The sequence below is a fragment of the Bacteroides sp. 3_1_13 genome, assembly GCF_001185845.1.
GTDB classification, from domain to species: domain Bacteria; phylum Bacteroidota; class Bacteroidia; order Bacteroidales; family Bacteroidaceae; genus Bacteroides; species Bacteroides xylanisolvens.
In genome coordinates, this window is sequence record NZ_KQ236956.1 from 134,863 (window position 1) to 154,400 (window position 19,538).

A 19,538-nucleotide genomic window follows, 5' to 3' on the forward strand; every position below is an offset into this window, starting at 1 on the left:
CTCATCTAAATTCTAAAGAAAATGCAACTATTAAAACAAATATGGAACGAGCGCCGGTCAAACGGATGGTTATGGTCAGAACTATTAATTGTTTTTGTGGTCCTGTGGTATGTGGTCGATTGGACGTATGTGACAGCGCGTACTTATTACGAACCGGTAGGATTTGATATTACCGATACGTATTATTTGGAACTAAGCCTGAAAAACGACAAGAGTAATTCCTATCTTTCGAAAGAGCAAAAGAGTACATCTTTAGGACAAGATATTATCGAGTTGACCAATCGTCTCCGGAGATTGCCGGAAGTGGAGGCCGTTTCAATATCCAATAATGCGCGTCCCTATATCGGGAGTAACTCCGGTAGTATGTTGCGTATCGATACATTGGTTAGTAATCCGCTACGGCGTTCGGTAACCCCTGACTTTTTTCAGGTCTTTCGTTATCAAAGTGCTGATGGGCGTGGTTATCAGCCGTTGGTGCAAGCTTTAAGGAATGGCAATGTAGTTGTTGGTGAAAATTTCTGGCCCAAAGATTATAAAGGCGATCGTACGCTGTTGGGTAAAGAAATGGTCGATGTGGATGATTCTACGAAAGTGTACAAGATAGGGGGAGTTTCGAAGAAAGTGCGTTACAATGACTTTTGGCCTAACTACAGTGACCGGTATGTAGCCATTGAACTTACTGAAAAGATAATGGTCGAACTTGACGATGAACTTTATCCTTCGAGTGTAGAAGTTTGTCTGCGGGTGAAACCGGGGACTTCCAGAGACTTTGCGGAACATTTGATGAAATTGTCCGCCAACCAGTTGAGTGTCGGTAACTTATTCATCCTGAAAGTGCATGATTATGAAGATCTGCGGAATGACTTCCAGCAAGGAAGTTATAATCAGGTACAGATACGTTTCTGGATGATGGGCTTCTTATTGCTTAATATCCTGTTGGGCATTGTCGGCACCTTCTGGTTCCGTACGCAGCACCGTCGTGCCGAGTCTGCGCTTCGTATAGCAGTCGGGTCCAGCCGGATGCAGCTTTGGCAACGTTTAAATAAAGAAGGATTGCTATTATTGACTCTGGCTGCTTTGCCTGCCGCCGCCATCTGTTATAATATCGGCCATCTGGAGTTGACTGAAGGGTATATGGAGTGGGGAGTAGTGCGTTTTCTTATTACATTTGTCATAACCTACTTCCTGATGTCTTTAATGATTCTTATAGGTATTTGGTTTCCTGCCCGTCAGGTAATCCGCATACAGCCTGCCGAAGCGCTGCGCGAAGAATAAAAAACTTGGGCTATCTATTTGTTTTCAATAGATTTAACGTATCTTTGTCGGCATAATATTGAAAACACCGCAGGTTTTAATTATATGAATCGACGCTACTATTGTATGTTTATAGTTCTGTTCTTTGCTGTTCTTACTCAGGCGGCGGCAGCGGAACGTACATTCAATATCCTTTTTATACAGTCTTACACCTCGCAGACTCCTTGGCACAGTGACCTTAATCAGGGCTTGGCTAAAGGGTTTAAAGAGAGCGGTCTAAAGGTTAACATAACAACGGAATATCTTGATGCAGATTTTTGGGCATTCAATTCCGAGAAGGTAATCATGCGTCGTTTTTGTCAGCGTGCCCGCGACAGGCAGACAGATTTGATTGTAACTGCGAGTGATGAAGCTTTTTATACCCTTTTTGCATGTGGAGATTCGTTGCCTTTGCAGATTCCGGTGGTGTTTTTCGGTATTAAGTATCCCGATACGAAGTTGATTACCACTCATCCCAATGTTTGCGGATTCACAGCCAATCCGGATTTCGATGTCATATTACGTCAGGCACAAAAGATATTTCCCCGACGGAAAGAAGTGGTTTGTGTGATAGATAACAGCTTTTTAAGTAACAAAGGGCTTGAAGATTTTGAAGAAGAGTGGAAAATCTTTCAGAAAGACAACCCGGATTATAGAATGAAAATCTATAATACCCAAAATCATACGACTAGTCATATCATTGCGGCAATTTGTTACCCTCGTAACAGCTACGAACGTTTGGTTGTTGCTCCTAAATGGTCGCCTTTCCTTTCATTTGTAGGTAAAAACTCAAAAGCTCCCGTATTTTCAACTCAAAATGTAGGATTGACTAACGGTGTGTTTAGTGCTTATGATGCCGACAGCTATACTTCTGCATCATTGGCTGCTCAAAGGGCTGCTTCGGTCTTGAAAGGTACCTCTCCCCGGGATATAGGAGTGACGGAAATTACACAAGGATTCATCTTTGACTACAAGCAATTAGATTTTTTCCATGTCGACTCTGATAAAGTATCCTCTAGCGGAACCATTGTCAATGAACCATATTGGGAGAAATATAAATACCTTTTTATACTTCTCTATCCGTCTATCCTCGCATTGTTGATAGCCTCTATCGTGTGGCTGATGCGTGCCAACCGGCGTGAATCCAAACGACGGATTCAGGCACAGACCCGTCTGCTGGTACAGAATAAACTGGTGGAACAGCGTAATGAGTTTGATAATGTATTTCATTCCATCCGTGATGGTGTGATAACGTATGATACCGATTTGCACATTCATTTCACAAACCGTTCCTTATTACAAATGCTTCATTTGCCGTATGAGGCAGGTGGGCGTTTTTATGAAGGAATGATGGCTGGCAGTATCTTCAAAATATATTATAACGGTCAGGACATTCTTCATAAAATGCTGAAGCAGGTAGCTTCAAAAGGAGAAAGTGTGAAGATACCGCAGGGAGCTTTCATGAAAGAAGTGCATAGTGATAAGTACTTCCCTGTGTCGGGGGAAATAGTTCCGATCCGTTCAAAGGACGCAATTACCGGTATGGCACTTTCTGCGCGGAATATTTCGGATGAAGAAATGCAGAAACGTTTCTTTGATATGGCGGTAGACGAAAGCTCCATATATCCGTGGCAGTTTGATATGGAAACGAACTGTTTTATTTTCCCGCAAGGTTTCTTGAAACGTCTCGGATACGATGAATCGGTTACTACCATCCCCCGTGATGAAATGGATCGCACTATCCATCCTGACGATTTGAAAGAAATAAGACCGTTGTTTAACAGAGCATTGACCGGGGAAGATTCCAATACCCGTCTGAACTTCCGTCAGCGGAATGTCAACGGAGAGTATGAATGGTGGGAATATCGTTCTTCCGTAATCACGGGATTGACACAAGATTCATTGTACAATATATTAGGTGTTTGTCAGAGTATCCAGCGATATAAGACCGCCGAGCAGGAGATGAGAGAGGCCCGTGATAAAGCCCTTCAGGCTGACAAACTGAAATCGGCGTTCCTTGCCAACATGAGTCACGAGATTCGGACTCCGCTGAATGCGATTGTAGGTTTCTCCGATTTGCTAAGCGATACGAGTGGTTTTACAAGCGAAGAGATTGCCCAGTTTATCGGAACCATTAATAAGAATTGCGGCCTGTTGCTGGCTTTGATTAATGATATTCTTGATTTGTCACGTATCGAATCGGGAACCATGGAATTTATGTTCGCCGAGCATAACCTGCCGCTGTTATTAAAGACCGTCCATGATTCTCAACGCTTGAATATGCCACCGGGAGTAGAACTGGTGTTGCGTATGCCCGAAAGTGATAAGAAATACCTTACGACAGATAATGTACGCTTGCAGCAAGTCGTGAATAATCTGATAAATAACGCTGCTAAATTTACGAGTAGCGGTTTCATTACTTTCGGCTATGAAGACGATGAGGTTCCCGGCTACACCCGCATCTTTGTGGAGGATACCGGAGTCGGTATTTCTGAAGAAGGTATCCGTCATATATTCGAACGATTCTATAAAGTCGATAATTTCACCCAAGGAGCAGGTTTGGGATTAAGTATTTGTCAGACCATCATCGAACGTCTGAATGGTACCATCTCCGTCACCTCCGAAGTAGGTAAAGGCACTCGTTTCACTGTGCGCCTTCCTAACTACTGCGAATAATCGAACGTTCACTTTTGGGCATAGTGTCCGAAAATGGACACTTTTCTTATTTTCTAATCTGTTGATAATAAAAACTTTACTTTTTTGGCACATCGTTTGATTCTCTCATAGTGGAAAATACTGTGCATAATGAAAAAGAAAAGTATATTGTTTGCTCTTGCTGCCGTTTGCCTGCCGTTGGCATTGTCGGCACAGAAGGAAAGGGAAATAACCTTGAATGAAGCCATTGCTATGGCGCGTATTCAATCTGTTGACGCTGCTGTTGCCTTGAATGAATTGAAAACGGCCTATTGGGAGTTTCGTACCTTTCGTGCCGATCTTCTGCCGGAAGTCAACTTGACCGGAACCCTGCCCAATTATAACAAATCATATAGTTCCTATCAAAATTCGGACGGTTCTTACGGTTTCGTCCGTAATAACACATTGGGGCTTACCGGTGATCTTTCTATCGATCAAAACATCTGGCTTACCGGTGGTAAACTTTCGCTGACTTCCTCTCTCGACTATATCAAGCAATTGGGAGCCGGAGGAGACCGGCATTTTATGTCGGTTCCTGTCACATTACAACTTACACAACCCATCTTTGGAGTCAATAATATAAAGTGGAACAGACGCATCGAACCGGTTCGTTATGCCGAAGCGAAAGCAGCTTTTATCACTGCTACCGAAGAAGTGACGATGCGTGCCATCACTTATTACTTTAATCTTTTGTTGGCAAAAGAAAATCTTGGCACGGCGAAACAGAACCAGACAAACGCCGACCACCTTTATGAAGTAGCCCTTGCCAAACGCAAAATGGGGCAAATTTCCGAGAATGAACTCTTGCAGTTGAAACTTTCCGCTTTAAATGCGAAGGCTGCATTGACGGAAGCAGAGAGTGATCTCAATGCCAAGATGTTCCAGCTCCGTGCCTTTTTGGGAGTAGGAGAGGATGAAGTACTAAACCCGGTTCTTCCCGAAGCTGTGGATGGCCCGAGGATGGAGTACAATCAGGTGTTAAATAAAGCATTGGAACGTAATTCTTTTGCACAGAATATCCGTCGCCGCCAGTTGGAAGCCGATTATGAGGTAGCTACCGCACGCGGAAATTTGCGTAGTGTCGATTTGTTTGCAAGCGTAGGATATACGGGTGAGAACCGGAATTTTCCGGCCGTTTACAGGAACTTGCAGGACAATCAGATTGTTCAGGTAGGCGTTAAGATTCCGATTCTCGATTGGGGAAAACGCCGTGGGAAAGTCCGGGTAGCCAAGAGTAACCGGGATGTAGTGCTTTCAAAAATTCGTCAGGAACAGATAAACTTCAACCAGGATATTTTTCTGTTGGTGGAGCATTTCAATAATCAGGCACAACAATTGGACATAGCCAAAGAAGCCGATGCGATAGCCCAGCAACGATATAAAACAAGTATTGAAACTTTCCTGATAGGTAAAATCAATACCTTGGATTTGAATGATGCGCAGAACTCTAAAGATGATGCGAGACAGAAACATATTTCCGAACTTTATTATTATTGGTATTATTATTATCAGATTCGCAGTCTGACGCTATGGGATTTTCGTACCAATACCGAACTTGAAGCTGATTTTGATGAAATCATCCGGCAATAAAAAGGGTAGGAAAAAGCTTTTGAATCTTATGGAGGAACTTGCCGGAGATTATGGGAAAAGTTTTTCAAGTCTGCAAACAGACTATTGCGTATTTATGCCTGATTCATTTGGTATTACGAACTATTTATAGTACCTTTGAAACTCGATTTTAACACTCGGGAAATGAAAAATACGTAAATAATACAGAAAAATTCATCCCCCATTATAAATAAAGAAAGAAATAAAAAAAGAAATACTTCTTCTTGGAAGATTGAAAAAACAGAAGAAGAAGTTTTCTTGGTAGAGGAATCTTGCAATTTTAACTATGATTCTGATAATTGACGACGACAGCGCAGTGCGTTCTTCGCTTAGCTTCATGTTGAAGCGGGCAGGATATGAAGCACAAACCGTTCCCGGTCCACGGGAAGCTATGGAAGTGGTACGTTCCGTAGCTCCGGATTTAATCCTGATGGATATGAACTTCACTCTTTCTACAACGGGTGAGGAGGGTTTGACCCTACTCAAACAAGTAAAAATATTCCGTCCCGAAACACCGGTGATATTGATGACTGCTTGGGGAAGTATCCAACTTGCTGTACAAGGAATGCAGGCGGGAGCTTTTGATTTCATAACGAAGCCCTGGAATAATGCCGCCTTGTTGCAACGCATTGAAACGGCACTCCAACTTTCGGGCACTCCACAGGAACCAACGCAGGAACAGAGCGATTCTTTCGACCGCAGCCACATCATCGGGCGTAGCCAGGGATTGATGGATGTGTTGAATACGATTGCTCGCATAGCAAAGACCAATGCCTCTGTCCTCATTACAGGGGAAAGCGGAACAGGTAAGGAATTGATAGCCGAGGCCATTCATATCAACAGTCAGCGAGCCAAACACTCCTTTGTGAAAGTGAATCTTGGAGGTATTTCTCAAAGCCTGTTCGAAAGTGAAATGTTCGGGCACAAGAAGGGAGCTTTTACCGATGCTTCCGCAGACCGTATCGGACGTTTCGAAATGGCAAACAAAGGGACGATTTTCCTGGATGAAATAGGTGATCTCGACCCTTCGTGCCAGGTGAAGTTACTGCGTGTATTGCAGGATCAGACATTTGAAGTGCTCGGCGACAGCCGTCCGCGCAAGACGGATATCCGGGTAGTATCAGCCACCAATGCCGATTTGCGCAAAATGGTAGGCGAACGTACTTTTCGTGAAGACCTCTTCTATCGTATCAATCTGATAACAGTGAAACTGCCGGCCCTGCGCGAACGTCGTGAAGATATTCCTTTGCTGGCACGTCATTTTGCCGACCGTCAGGCGGTAACCAACGGATTGCCCCGTACGGAGTTCTCTGCCGATGCCCTGCAATTCTTGAGCCGTTTGCCCTATCCGGGGAATATTCGTGAATTGAAGAACTTGGTGGAACGTACCATTCTGGTAAGTGGTAAACCGCTGCTTGATGCTTCCGATTTTGATGCGCAGTATATTCGCCACGATGACGCAAGAGTGACCGAAGGCGCAGCTCTGGCCGGTATGACTTTGGATGAAATAGAACGCCAGACCATTCTTCAGGCGTTGGACCGTTACAAAGGAAATTTGAGTCAGGTAGCTACGGCATTGGGTATCAGCCGTGCAGCACTCTATCGCCGTCTCGAAAAATATAATATAACAATGTGATAGATTTAGGCACGTGCCTAATAATATTAAGATTAACCGTTAACCACAGATAACGTGCGTATAAAAGGATTCTTTTACATACTAGTCTTTCTGCTGCTGGCATTAGGTAGTGTATTGCTGTTCCTTTCCAGTCAACTGAATACAATCTTTTTCTACATAGGGGAGGGGCTGATACTTTTCATCCTCATTTATCTGACCTTTTTCTATCGTAAGATTGTGAAGCCGTTGAATACAATCGGAAGCGGTATGGAACTGTTGCGTGAGCAAGATTTCAGTAGCCGTCTTAGTCCTGTAGGCCAATATGAGGCCGATCGTGTGGTGAATATCTTCAACCGCATGATGGAACAACTCAAGAATGAACGTCTCCGCCTGCGTGAACAGAATAATTTTCTTGATTTGCTGATTAAAGCTTCTCCGATGGGAGTGATTATAACTTCCCTTGATGAAGACCTTTCGGAATTGAATCCGATGGCTCTGAAAATGCTGGGTGTTCGTTTGGAAGACGTACAAGGCAAGAAGATGAAAGAGATTGATTCTCCGTTAGCGGTGGAATTAGCCAACCTCCCGAAAGGAGAGAAGGTAACCGTCCGTCTGAACGACTCGAATATCTACCGGTGTACTCATTCTTCTTTCATTGATCGTGGATTTCAACATCCCTTCTACTTGGTAGAAACCCTCACCGACGAAGTGATGAAAGCGGAAAAGAAAGCATACGAGAAAGTGATTCGCATGATTGCCCACGAAGTGAACAACACGACTGCCGGCATTACTTCCACACTGGATACGGTAGAACAAGCCCTTTCCAGCGAAGAAGGAATGGAAGACATCTGCGACGTGATGCGTGTATGTACCGACCGTTGTTTCTCAATGAGCCGTTTCATTACCCGCTTTGCCGATGTGGTGAAAATCCCCGAACCGACACTTTCTTCTGTCAATCTGAATGATTTGGTTTTCACCTGCAAGCGGTTTATGGAAGGAATGTGTAATGACCGTCGCATTACACTCCGCATGGAAATAGACGAAAGTCTGAAAGATGTGATGCTGGATGCCGCTTTGTTTGAGCAAGTACTCGTAAACATCATCAAGAATGCAGCGGAAAGCATTGAGACCGATGGGGAAATAATAGTCCGCACCCTCGCTCCGGCCACTGTTGAAGTGATAGATAACGGTCTGGGGATCAGCAAAGAAACAGAAGCTAAACTGTTCAGTCCTTTCTTCTCTACCAAACCGAACGGACAGGGAATCGGACTTATCTTTATTCGCGAAGTACTGATGCGTCATGGATGTACATTCTCTTTGCGAACCTATGCCGACGGACTGACCCGATTCCGTATTACTTTCCCCTAATTGTGTCAAATAAGAACATTTCTTCCGTCAAATAGACCTTTTTTTGTCTTGAAATCACTCCTACCTTTGCCCCGCTCAATTCAATAGGATTTAAGGTATGAGATTAATGAAAAAAGGCACATTGACGCTCTTTCTTTTATTGGCTATCAGTATTCCGCTTTGTGCGCAGTATGTGGTACAAGGGGTGGTGACTGATTCTCTGACCAAAGAGCCTTTGCCTTATGCATCTGTACGCTTAAAAGACACGACCGAAGGAACTACTACCGGAAGCGACGGACGCTTTTACTTCAAAACCCATCGCTCGGAAGCAGTGCTTGTAATCTCTGTAATCGGATATAATGACTATGTCCGCACCATTCGCCCTGCCGGTAATGCATCCTATAAAGTAGCGCTTGCGCCTACCGAATACGCGCTTGGTGAAGTGGTAGTCAAACCCAAACGTGAACACTACCGGAAGAAAGATAATCCTGCCGTAGAATTTGTCCGCCGTATGATTGAAAGCCGTGACAACTACTCTCCCTACGAGAAAGACTTCTGGCAACGCGAACGTTATGAAAAGACCACCTTTGCGTTGAATAACTTCGATGAAGAGAAACAGAAAAAATGGCTATATCGTAAATTTGATTTCCTGACGGAATATGTAGATACTTCTGCCGTTACCGGTAAACCGATTCTGACGGTATCAGCCCGTGAACTGCTTGCCACAGACTATTACCGGAAATCTCCCCGTTCCGAGAAGCAATGGGTGAAAGGACGCAAACAGGCCGGTGTCGATGAGTTTCTCTCTAAACAAGGGATGCAGGCAGCCATCAATGAAGTCTTTAAAGATGTCGATATCTACGAAAACAACATTTCCCTGTTTACAAATAAGTTTGTCAGTCCCTTGTCCCGTATCGGTACAGGCTTTTATAAATATTACCTGATGGACACGTTGCAGATTGCCGGAGAGCCTTGTGCAGACCTCGCTTTCACACCTTTTAATTCCGAGTCTTTCGGTTTCAACGGACACCTGTATGTGACGCTCGACTCTACCTACTTTGTCAAACGTGCCGTATTCAACTTTCCCAAAAAGATAAACCTGAACTTTGTAGACTACATGTTGCTCGAACAGGAATTTAAGCGCGCTGAAGACGGCACACGCCTGCTCGATCATGAAAGTATCACTGTTGAGTTTAAACTGACCGAAGGACAGGACGGTATTTTTGCCCGCCGTGTAGCGGATTACAGCAACTACACCTTTACGCCGACTGCCGAAGCCGACAAAGCCTTCACCAAACCCGAACGTATTATTGAAGAGACGGAAGCCCTGTCGCGTCCCGAAACATTCTGGGCGGAGAATCGTCCACAAGCCGCCATCTCCCAGCAGGAAAACTCGGTAGACCGCCTGATGACACAATTACGCAGTTATCCGGTATATTACTGGACGGAAAAAGTGCTTTCCATTCTCTTTACGGGATATATTCCCACCTCCAAAGAAGCACCACTTTTCTATATCGGCCCGATGAATGCCACTATCAGCGGTAACACATTGGAAGGTCCCCGTATCCGTGCCGGAGGTATGACTACCGCCTGGCTCAATCCGCACCTGTTTGGCAAAGGATATGTGGCTTACGGGTTTAAAGATGAAAGAGTGAAAGGATTAGCAGAACTGGAATATTCTTTCAAAAAGAAGAAAGAATACGCCAACGAATTTCCCATCCATTCATTGAAATTGCGTTACGAATCAGATGTGAACCAGTATGGACAAAATTACCTGTATACAAGCAAAGACAATGTGTTCCTGGCCTTGAAACGTGAGAAGGACGACCGTATCGGCTATTTCCGGCAGGCGGAGATGACCTATACCAATGAGTTTTATTCCGGCTTTTCTTTCCAGTTGACAGCGCGTACACGGAAAGATGAGTCCTCCTACCTGATTCCTTTTTTAAAGAAAGAAGGAGATACCTACACCCCGGTAAAAGATTTCTCTATCAGTGCCGCAGAGTTGAAGTTGCGTTATGCTCCGAACGAGAAATTCTTCCAGACCCAATGGAACCGTTTTCCCGTATCGTTGGATGCACCGGTGTTTACCTTGTCGCATACCATTGCCGGAAAAGGAGTGTTGGGCAGCGATTACACCTACAATCATACCGAAGCCGGTATTCAGAAACGTTTCTGGTTTTCCGCGTTCGGCTATACGGACGTTATACTAAAAGCAGGTAAAGTGTGGGATAAAGTACCTTTCCCGTTGCTTATCATGCCTAATGCCAACCTTTCTTATACCATCCAACCGGAATCTTACTCGTTGATGAATGCGATGGAATTTATGAACGATGAGTATTTCTCGTGGGATGTTACTTATTTCCTCAACGGATGGCTGTTCAACCGGGTACCGTTGTTGAAAAAACTTAAATGGAGGGAAATAGTTTCCTGTCGTGGATTATATGGACATTTGAGCGATAAAAACAATCCGGCTTTGAGCGACGGTTTGTTCGCTTTTCCGATAGAGAACACACAAACAATGGGAAAAACACCTTATGTGGAGGCGGGTGTCGGTATTGAAAACATTTTCAAGGTGTTACGTTTGGACTATATCTGGAGGCTCACTTATCGTGATTCGCCCGGGATTGACAGATCAGGCTTGAGAATAAGTCTCCACATGACCTTTTAAAAGTTAAATCCTGCTAATTGCAATGTTTATATGACAAATAAAGACTGTATTAGTAATTAATTAATCTTATTTTTGCATCAATTTTAGTTTAATTTTAATAGAATAGAAATGAAACAAGAAATTAAACCCGCTACTGGGCGTCTTGGCGTACTGGTAGTTGGAGTGGGTGGTGCGGTAGCTACCACGATGATTGTAGGTACACTAGCCTCTCGCAAGGGACTGGCAAAACCGATAGGATCTATTACACAGTTAGCCACAATGCGCATGGAGAACAACGAAGAAAAACTCATCAAGGACGTTGTGCCTTTGACGAATTTGGAAGACATTGTTTTCGGAGGATGGGATATTTTCCCGGACAACGCATACGAAGCTGCTATGTACGCCGAGGTTTTGAAAGAAAAAGACCTGAATGGAGTAAAAGAAGAGTTGGAAGCTATCAAACCGATGCCGGCTGCTTTCGATCACAACTGGGCAAAACGTCTGAACGGTACACACGTGAAGAAGGCTGCTACCCGTTGGGAAATGGTAGAACAACTTCGTCAGGATATCCGCGACTTCAAGGCTGCTAACAACTGCGAACGCGTAGTGGTGCTTTGGGCTGCAAGTACTGAAATTTACATTCCGCTGTCTGACGAACACATGTCACTCGCTGCTTTAGAGAAAGCAATGAAGGAAAACAACACAGAAGTGATTTCTCCGAGTATGTGTTACGCGTATGCTGCTATTGCAGAAGACGCTCCGTTCGTAATGGGTGCTCCTAACTTGTGTGTGGATACTCCTGCTATGTGGGAATTCTCTAAACAAAAGAATGTACCTATCTCCGGTAAAGACTTTAAGAGTGGTCAGACATTGATGAAAACCGTATTGGCTCCGATGTTCAAAACCCGTATGCTGGGTGTGAACGGTTGGTTCTCTACCAATATCCTCGGTAACCGCGACGGTGAAGTGCTCGATGATCCGGACAACTTCAAGACAAAAGAAGTCAGCAAGCTGTCTGTAATCGACACTATCTTCGAACCAGAAAAATATCCTGATCTCTACGGAGATGTTTATCATAAAGTACGTATCAACTACTATCCTCCCCGCAAAGACAACAAAGAAGCATGGGACAACATCGACATCTTCGGATGGATGGGCTACCCGATGGAAATCAAGGTGAACTTCCTTTGCCGCGACTCTATCCTTGCAGCTCCTATCGCTCTTGACCTTGTGTTGTTCAGCGACTTGGCAATGCGTGCAGGCATGTGTGGCATCCAGACTTGGTTGTCATTCTTCTGCAAGAGCCCGATGCACGATTTCGAACATCAGCCCGAACACGACTTGTTTACACAATGGAGAATGGTAAAACAGACATTGCGTAACATGATTGGTGAAAAAGAACCTGATTACTTAGCTTAATCAGTAACCCCAAATAATAAGTTGAGATTGAGATTTACCATCCTATAAAGACTGGTGGATGCTCAACCTCAACTTTTACTTTTTTATTGTACAAATTCCCCATTCGTTTGGGGGACTCGTGACACAACCGACTCGTAGTTTGTAATTAGTAATTAGTAATAAATGAAGCGTCCTCCCTTTCTACCTGTTTTTATAGGCACGGGCTTTGGCTCCGGTTTTTCTCCTTTTGCTCCCGGCACGGCTGGGGCGTTACTGGCTTCTATCATTTGGATTGCACTTTATTTTCTCCTTCCTTTCTCTTGGGTATTATGGCTGACTGCCGCTTTGGTGATTGTATTTACATTCGCCGGCATTTGGGCTGCCGATAAGCTGGAGACTTATTGGGGAGAAGATCCTTCGCGTGTGGTAGTAGATGAGATGGTGGGAGTGTGGATACCGTTGTTGGCCGTTCCCAATGATGACAAATGGTTTTGGTACGTGATTGCGGCTTTTGCCTTGTTCCGTATCTTTGATATAGCCAAACCGTTGGGCATACGTCGTATGGAAAGCCTGAAAGGTGGAGTAGGGGTCATGATGGACGATGTTTTGGCGGGAGTGTATAGTTTTATTTTGTTAGTGGGAGCGAGATGGGTGATTGGCTGAAAAAAGTTGCACGGATGATTTCCCAGAAAGGCGGCATCTTCATGTTCTTGAGGGCGCAGCTTTCTGCTCAAATGGCAACTATTGCAGACTTTCTCGTTACGATTCTTCTGGTCAGGCTGTTTGATGTCTACTATGTATATGCCACCCTGGCGGGAGCTATCTATGGAGGAATCGTTAATTGCGTTATCAACTATAAATGGACTTTTAAATCGAAAGGAAAGAAAACACACGTTGCTGTAAAATTTATCCTTGTATGGGTTTGCAGTGTTTGGCTCAATACGTGGGGAACGTATGCACTGACGGAATCATTAGCGAAGATTCCCTGGGTACGCAACACACTTAGCCTGTATTTCGGAGATTTTTTCATTATTCCTAAAGTGGTAGTGGCAGTCATCGTGGCACTGTTCTGGAACTATAATATGCAACGCTTTTTTGTTTACCGGAATATAGATATAAGAAGTTTGTTCGGAAAAAGAAACTGAAAAACGGATTGAAAAGACTGATGAGAAAACGAAAGAATTAGATATATACAGATTGAGAAAACAGAAGATTTAGATAAAAATAGCTATAAACAGATTTAAACAGATGAATTACAGAGATTATTTACAACAGTTGATTTATAAGATTATCAATCCCCTGATACGCGGAATGATTAAAATAGGAATCACTCCTAACTTTATCACCACTACCGGATTTATCCTGAATGTAGTAGCGGCAGGTATGTTTGTATATGCCGGCATATATGGCGGACAGAACGATTTGGCCATTATCGGCTGGGCAGGAGGTGTGATTTTGTTTGCCGGACTGTTCGATATGATGGACGGACGTGTAGCTCGCCTAGGCAACATGAGTTCCAAGTTCGGTGCGCTTTACGATTCAGTACTCGACCGTTATAGTGAATTGATGACTTTCTTTGGTATCTGTTACTATTTATCAATGAAAGATTATTTCCTTTATGCACTCATTGCATTTGTGGCACTAATCGGCTCACTGATGGTAAGCTATGTGCGTGCCCGTGCCGAAGGCTTAGGAATTGAATGTAAAGTCGGATTCATGCAACGTCCGGAACGCGTAGTGCTGACCAGTCTCGGAGCTTTGTTCTGTGGCGTTTTCAAAGATATCACCGTTTTCGAACCAATCCTGATTATGATTGTTCCTCTGGCTTTTGTTGCCCTGTTTGCCAATATCACGGCATTTGCTCGTGTGAGACATTGCTACAAAGTGATGAAAGAATGAATTAATTTACTGTTGGACGATTTACTATTTACATCGTACATCCTAAATAGTACATCGTAAATAGTCCAATAGTAAATAGTCTAATAGTAAATAGTCTAGTTGTCTAATCAAAACATTATAATGATAAAGAATATTCAAATGCCGTCGAAGAGAGAAGCCCTGACTGTGACAGTCATTATGGCTCTTTTCCTTTTGCTGACAAGTATCTTCATCGGGCTTCGTTCCGAGCACCTGTTAATGGCGGTACTCTATTTAGTTTTATTTTTTGCCGGATTACCTACTCGTAAGTTGGCTGTGGCCCTGTTACCTTTCGCCATTTTTGGAATCTCGTATGACTGGATGCGTATTTGCCCCAACTACGAAGTGAACCCGATTGATGTGGCCGGACTGTATAATCTCGAAAAGTCTCTTTTCGGAGTAATGGATAATGGTCTTCTGGTTACTCCTTGCGAATACTTCGCTGCACACAACTGGCCGATAGCGGACGTTTTTGCCGGAATCTTCTACCTTTGTTGGGTTCCCGTTCCCATCCTGTTCGGTCTTTGCCTGTATTTCAAGAAAGAAAGAAAAACCTACCTTCGCTTTGCGTTAGTATTCTTGTTTGTCAATTTGATTGGTTTTGCCGGTTATTATATTCATCCGGCCGCTCCGCCTTGGTATGCCATCAACTACGGTTTCGAACCGATATTAAACACACCGGGTAATGTTGCAGGATTGGGACGCTTTGATGCATTCTTCGGAGTAACCATCTTTGATTCTATCTACGGGCGTAATGCTAATGTTTTTGCGGCAGTGCCTTCACTGCATGCGGCCTATATGGTAGTTGCATTGGTGTATGCCATTATTGGTAAATGCAGGTGGTATGTGGTTACTCTTTTCTCTATTATCATGGTCGGCATTTGGGGAACAGCTATTTATTCATGCCATCATTATATCATTGATGTATTACTTGGCATCTCTTGCGCGTTAATCGGTTGGCTGGTATTCGAATACATATTGATGAGAATCCCGGCGTTCAAAAGATTCTTCGAAAGATATTATACGTATATAAAGTAAGATTATATGTGAATAAAGTGAGATATATACCCATACAAAAAGCAAGTATATACTCATATAAAAGCAGATATATACCCATATAAAAAATAGATATAAGTCTCACAAATAGTGAAGAACAAGTACCGTAATATATTTCTCGCTTTTGGTATCATTGCCGTTCTGATAATGATATTCACTTTTGATATGGATTATCAGGAGCTTTGGTAACCATTCTATTTTCCGCCTTGACATAAGTTGTTAGCCGCCATATCTTTGCGCCGTAACCTTTAACAAGAATGATTATGGCAAAAGAAAAAGTAAACTATCAGGAGGTATATGACCTCTACCAGTTATGCAGCGAGACCAAAGATCTTCGAGAGTTCTGTGCTGATTATGGTGTAAATTACGACAAGTTCATGAACTGGCAGCGTCACCAGTTGTGGAGTGAGAAGTTAGGCAAGACAGTCCAGGTTGAGCAGCCCAAGGTTGCCAAAGTCCAGATAACCGGGAAACCATGCAATAGTCCAACTGTGAAGTTGGACGTGAAACATCCTGAAGGTGAACCACCAATAAAATGGATCAAGTTACAGCTGGCGTCTGGCGCAACACTGTTCCTGAGAAACACCACCGTTCTTGATTTGAGCCTGTTGCTTAATAAAATGATAGGATGATATGCTTGGACTGAGTGCTAACCTTAACTATTACCTGTTTAACGGTAATGTTGATTTGCGGAAAGGCATTTTCCGTCTGTGTGAGAGTATAAGGGAAGAAATGTCCCTTGACCCGAGCGATGCGTCCAATGTATATATGTTCATGTCCCGGAACCGAAAGGTTGTGAAGATACTTCATTACGAACGCGGTTTTTATGTGCTTTACGAAAAACGTCCTGTTATGGGCAAATTCAAGAAACCTGTATTTGATGAAGTCTCCAGGTGCTACCGGATACAGTGGTCGGACATGGCTTATCTTACGGAAAGCATTGTAGTTGACAAGATGTACGTTAGTCCGAAAGGCTAATATTAACATACTGATTATCAACAGGATAGTATAAAAAATAAACGGTAAAAAGTTTGCGTAAGTGCCTGATTTTTCGTACCTTTATATCATGATTGATGAAAGAGCATACGAGTTACTTTGCTGCCAGCTGGGTCTGGCGAATGAGGAAAAGGCAGGTCTTCGCAAACAGAATAAAGAATTGATTGCGAGGCTTGAGTCTATTGAAGAATCCAACAGGGAGAACTCTAAAAATCTGATAGATACCATCAATGATCTCAAAGATACCATCGAAAAGCAGTCAACCACGGTTGAACATTACAGGAAAGAAATGGAACTTATGAGAAAGCAGCTTGAAGCAAAGGATGAGGTGAACAGGATGCTGGCAAACGAGATCTCCAATCTCAGACTTCAGCTTGAGGACAGCAGGAAACACCGTTTCGGCCGTACTTCCGAGCAAAGAAGGCTGTTGAACAACCGTAATCTCGACAAGTCCGCTCTGGAACAATCCGAGTATGACGGTTCTGACAGGAAGGATGATAATAATAAGACCGATGATAACGAAACCGGCAGCAATACCTCTTCCGGCAACATACCTGCCCAGAACAGCAAACCTTCAAGGAGAAAGGAAACCGCACCACGTGCCGGGAAAACAAAATTGAAAGTTGACAAGGTGGTAGTACATGAAGTGGACGAGTATTACACGCTTCCAGAAGGGGGACGGTTTATGAACCGCAACGGTATGCCTGATGTGTGGGAATACAGGGTCATAGAACATGTAAGGGCTTATAACGTGGAGCATGTTTACAAGGTGGCAAGGGTAAAGCTTGCGGACGGCACTTTCACAAGCACCATGGAACATCCGCTGAAAAACCTTGGAGGTATCTTCTCTCCTGAACTGCTTGCCCGTCTGCTTTGTCTGAAATATGACTTCAGCATGCCTGAGAACAGACAGATAAGACTGCTTGCAAGAGAGGGTATCCACATAAGCAATACCACGCTGAACAGCTATATCCATAACGGAATCGCCAAACTAAGGGAGTTCATGGAAGATGTCTTCAAGGAGTTTGTACAGAGAGCTAATTACCTTATGGTTGATGAGACTACTGAGCTTGTTGGAGTGGAAACAAAGGAAGGTAAGGCTTACAGGAGAAAGTACTTATGGGCTTTCTTTGCCAAGCATATTAAGATGGTCTATTATCACTATAATAACGGCAGCAGGTCGTCCGATGCGGCAAAATCATTCCTGGAATATTTTATGGGAACCATATCCACTGACGGATATACGGTTTACAGGATGTTTGACGGAGACGACTCAAAGGTGCTTCATATAGGATGCTGGACGCATTGTAGAAGGTTGTGGGTTGATGCCCTGCCTTCAGACAGAACAGCGATGGACATAATAGATCCTATCGGTGAGATGTTCAGAAATGAAGACCTGTTCCGTATGATGAAACTCAGCGGTGAGCAGATTAAGGAAAGAAGGCTTAAGCTAACAGGACCGATTCTTGAACGTATCCATCATAAGGTGGTCATTATGATGCAGGATGCGAAGATTATGGCTAACGAACTGATGAGAAAGGCCGTGAACTATACGATAAACCAGTGGAAATCCTTGAGAAATATCCTCAAGGACGGTTCAGCAGAAATCTCGAACAACCTCTGTGAGCAAAGGATGAAACCTGTAAAGCTGCTGCTCAAGAACTGTATGAACGTTGGCAGTGAGGATGCGGCAGAAAACTCTGCATTCACCTTCTCTCTGATAGAAAGCTGTAAGTTGAACGGCATAGACCCTCAGAATTACCTGAAACACTTGTTTGAATGTATTCTTCATGGTAAGGACTGCGACAAGAAGGCTCTTCTGCCATGTTTCTATAAACCGGAATGTTAAAACAAAAATATTTTCTTACGGGCATTTTTATTTTATCGGCTGAAAGACAGCCGATAAAATTGGCGTGGCGGAAAATAGTATGGTTACGGAGCTTTGGCTGAATTTGAAGCGTGCAGGGGTATATTTACCTTTGGTTTTGTTGCTATGGCTGTTTGTCTACCTTATTAATACAGTATCGTGGTACATCATCATCCGTAGTGGTGGTAAGACGGGGTTTTCATTTGTCCGGCTCTACAAATTCACAGTAACAGGTTTTGCGCTTAATTACGTGACTCCTGTTGGGCTGATGGGAGGCGAACCATATCGCATTATGGAGCTGAAACCCTATATAGGAATAGAACGCGCCACCTCTTCCGTGATTCTTTATGTGATGATGCATATCTTTTCCCACTTTTGCTTTTGGTTAAGTTCAGTGTTGCTTTACGTTTGTCTCTATCCGGTGGGGTGGATGATGGGGATAATCTTAGGAGCTATTACTGTCTTTTGCTTGCTGATTGTTATTCTTTTTATGAAAGGCTATCGGCAGGGGATGGCTGTGGCTTTTGTCCGTATGGGTGGTCGTATTCCTTTTCTGAAAAAGAAAGTATTTCATTTTGCAAACGCGCATAAAGAGAAGTTGGAGAATATAGACAAACAAATTGCCCTTCTCCACCAACAAAAGAAACAAACCTTTTATAGCGCCCTCTTACTGGAATATACCGCCCGTGTAGTCAGTTGTCTTGAAATATGGCTGATACTGAACGTGCTGACCACCCATGTCAGCTTTGCCGACTGCTGCCTGATTGCGGCTTTCTCTTCTTTACTTGCTAATCTGCTGTTTTTCCTGCCTATGCAATTGGGAGGTCGTGAAGGTGGCTTTGCCCTCGCCGTAGGCGGCCTTTCCCTTTCCGGAGCTTACGGAGTCTATGCCGCTTTGATTACCCGTATACGCGAAATGGTCTGGATTGTAATCGGACTTGTACTAATGAAAGTAGGAAATTTTAAACAATCAAAAGAAAGATATTCTGCTTAAATTTATAACTTTGTCTGATCTATAAAGACTCTTATGAAGGGCTCTATAAAAGAACTTATAGAAAAACTTGTCAAAGGAGTTCTATTTGGATCTATAGAAAAGA

The 19,538-nt window shown here is 43.5% G+C and carries 15 protein-coding genes; all 15 read left to right on the plus strand.

Going from position 1 to position 19,538, the window contains the following annotated elements; translation table 11 throughout:
* Positions 1-21: 21 nt before the first annotated feature.
* The 15 genes from HMPREF9009_RS12920 (at position 22) to HMPREF9009_RS12990 (ending at position 19,435) form a co-directional block, all read left to right on the plus strand.
* Positions 22-1,275 carry an ABC transporter permease gene (locus HMPREF9009_RS12920; protein ID WP_032811091.1) on the plus strand — a complete coding sequence of 418 codons (1,254 nt, stop codon included), beginning with the start codon at positions 22-24 and terminating at the stop codon, positions 1,273-1,275.
* Between the two features lie 84 nt (positions 1,276-1,359).
* Complete coding sequence (locus HMPREF9009_RS12925; RefSeq protein WP_008644664.1) at positions 1,360-3,969, plus strand: sensor histidine kinase; 2,610 nt, start codon at positions 1,360-1,362, stop codon at positions 3,967-3,969.
* A 129-nt stretch (positions 3,970-4,098) separates the two neighbouring features.
* Positions 4,099-5,577, plus strand: coding sequence for a TolC family protein (locus tag HMPREF9009_RS12930; protein ID WP_004326575.1), 1,479 nt, complete (start codon positions 4,099-4,101; stop codon positions 5,575-5,577).
* Between the two features lie 304 nt (positions 5,578-5,881).
* The gene (locus HMPREF9009_RS12935) at positions 5,882-7,231 is read left to right on the plus strand and encodes a sigma-54-dependent transcriptional regulator (RefSeq protein ID WP_049702437.1); all 1,350 of its coding nucleotides are present in this window, start codon (positions 5,882-5,884) and stop codon (positions 7,229-7,231) included.
* A 54-nt stretch (positions 7,232-7,285) separates the two neighbouring features.
* On the plus strand, positions 7,286-8,578 hold the full coding sequence (locus HMPREF9009_RS12940; protein WP_008644667.1) for a sensor histidine kinase: 1,293 nt from the start codon (positions 7,286-7,288) through the stop codon (positions 8,576-8,578).
* Between the two features lie 97 nt (positions 8,579-8,675).
* Positions 8,676-11,228: a DUF5686 and carboxypeptidase-like regulatory domain-containing protein gene (locus HMPREF9009_RS12945; protein WP_049702438.1), complete on the plus strand. Its 2,553-nt coding sequence runs from the start codon at positions 8,676-8,678 to the stop codon at positions 11,226-11,228.
* Positions 11,229-11,336: 108 nt separating this feature from the next.
* Positions 11,337-12,626 (plus strand): inositol-3-phosphate synthase, encoded by a 1,290-nt coding sequence (locus tag HMPREF9009_RS12950; RefSeq protein ID WP_008774681.1) that lies wholly within the window; start codon positions 11,337-11,339, stop codon positions 12,624-12,626.
* A gap of 162 nt (positions 12,627-12,788) precedes the next feature.
* Positions 12,789-13,268: a phosphatidylglycerophosphatase A family protein gene (locus HMPREF9009_RS12955; RefSeq protein WP_004326579.1), complete on the plus strand. Its 480-nt coding sequence runs from the start codon at positions 12,789-12,791 to the stop codon at positions 13,266-13,268.
* A gap of 14 nt (positions 13,269-13,282) precedes the next feature.
* On the plus strand, positions 13,283-13,750 hold the full coding sequence (locus HMPREF9009_RS12960; protein WP_081104589.1) for a GtrA family protein: 468 nt from the start codon (positions 13,283-13,285) through the stop codon (positions 13,748-13,750).
* A gap of 103 nt (positions 13,751-13,853) precedes the next feature.
* Positions 13,854-14,504, plus strand: coding sequence for a CDP-alcohol phosphatidyltransferase family protein (locus HMPREF9009_RS12965; RefSeq protein ID WP_009040796.1), 651 nt, complete (start codon positions 13,854-13,856; stop codon positions 14,502-14,504).
* Positions 14,505-14,642: 138 nt separating this feature from the next.
* The gene (locus tag HMPREF9009_RS12970; protein WP_004326585.1) at positions 14,643-15,560 is read left to right on the plus strand and encodes a phosphoinositol dihydroceramide synthase; all 918 of its coding nucleotides are present in this window, start codon (positions 14,643-14,645) and stop codon (positions 15,558-15,560) included.
* Between the two features lie 281 nt (positions 15,561-15,841).
* Entirely contained in the window at positions 15,842-16,210 is a 369-nt protein-coding gene (locus HMPREF9009_RS12975) for a hypothetical protein (protein WP_170834904.1), read from the plus strand.
* 1 nt (position 16,211) lies between these two features.
* The gene (gene tnpB, locus HMPREF9009_RS12980) at positions 16,212-16,556 is read left to right on the plus strand and encodes an IS66 family insertion sequence element accessory protein TnpB (RefSeq protein WP_004297053.1); all 345 of its coding nucleotides are present in this window, start codon (positions 16,212-16,214) and stop codon (positions 16,554-16,556) included.
* Positions 16,557-16,644: 88 nt separating this feature from the next.
* Complete coding sequence (gene tnpC / locus HMPREF9009_RS12985) at positions 16,645-18,423, plus strand: IS66 family transposase (protein ID WP_004300191.1); 1,779 nt, start codon at positions 16,645-16,647, stop codon at positions 18,421-18,423.
* Positions 18,424-18,502: 79 nt separating this feature from the next.
* A complete protein-coding gene (locus tag HMPREF9009_RS12990; RefSeq protein ID WP_157446481.1) occupies positions 18,503-19,435 on the plus strand; it encodes a lysylphosphatidylglycerol synthase transmembrane domain-containing protein in 933 nt (310 codons plus the stop codon).
* Positions 19,436-19,538 lie beyond the last annotated feature (103 nt).

Bases quoted from the DNA above. Each gene is read 5' to 3' on its own strand.
- HMPREF9009_RS12920 (WP_032811091.1), top strand. From the start codon at position 22: ATGCAACTATTAAAACAAATATGGAACGAGCGCCGGTCAAACGGATGG.
- HMPREF9009_RS12925 (WP_008644664.1), top strand. From the start codon at position 1,360: ATGAATCGACGCTACTATTGTATGTTTATAGTTCTGTTCTTTGCTGTT.
- HMPREF9009_RS12930 (WP_004326575.1), top strand. From the start codon at position 4,099: ATGAAAAAGAAAAGTATATTGTTTGCTCTTGCTGCCGTTTGCCTGCCG.
- HMPREF9009_RS12935 (WP_049702437.1), top strand. From the start codon at position 5,882: ATGATTCTGATAATTGACGACGACAGCGCAGTGCGTTCTTCGCTTAGC.
- HMPREF9009_RS12945 (WP_049702438.1), top strand. From the start codon at position 8,676: ATGAGATTAATGAAAAAAGGCACATTGACGCTCTTTCTTTTATTGGCT.
- HMPREF9009_RS12950 (WP_008774681.1), top strand. From the start codon at position 11,337: ATGAAACAAGAAATTAAACCCGCTACTGGGCGTCTTGGCGTACTGGTA.
- HMPREF9009_RS12955 (WP_004326579.1), top strand. From the start codon at position 12,789: ATGAAGCGTCCTCCCTTTCTACCTGTTTTTATAGGCACGGGCTTTGGC.
- HMPREF9009_RS12960 (WP_081104589.1), top strand. From the start codon at position 13,283: ATGATTTCCCAGAAAGGCGGCATCTTCATGTTCTTGAGGGCGCAGCTT.
- HMPREF9009_RS12965 (WP_009040796.1), top strand. From the start codon at position 13,854: ATGAATTACAGAGATTATTTACAACAGTTGATTTATAAGATTATCAAT.
- HMPREF9009_RS12970 (WP_004326585.1), top strand. From the start codon at position 14,643: ATGCCGTCGAAGAGAGAAGCCCTGACTGTGACAGTCATTATGGCTCTT.
- HMPREF9009_RS12975 (WP_170834904.1), top strand. From the start codon at position 15,842: ATGGCAAAAGAAAAAGTAAACTATCAGGAGGTATATGACCTCTACCAG.
- tnpB (WP_004297053.1), top strand. From the start codon at position 16,212: ATGCTTGGACTGAGTGCTAACCTTAACTATTACCTGTTTAACGGTAAT.
- tnpC (WP_004300191.1), top strand. From the start codon at position 16,645: ATGATTGATGAAAGAGCATACGAGTTACTTTGCTGCCAGCTGGGTCTG.
- HMPREF9009_RS12990 (WP_157446481.1), top strand. From the start codon at position 18,503: ATGGTTACGGAGCTTTGGCTGAATTTGAAGCGTGCAGGGGTATATTTA.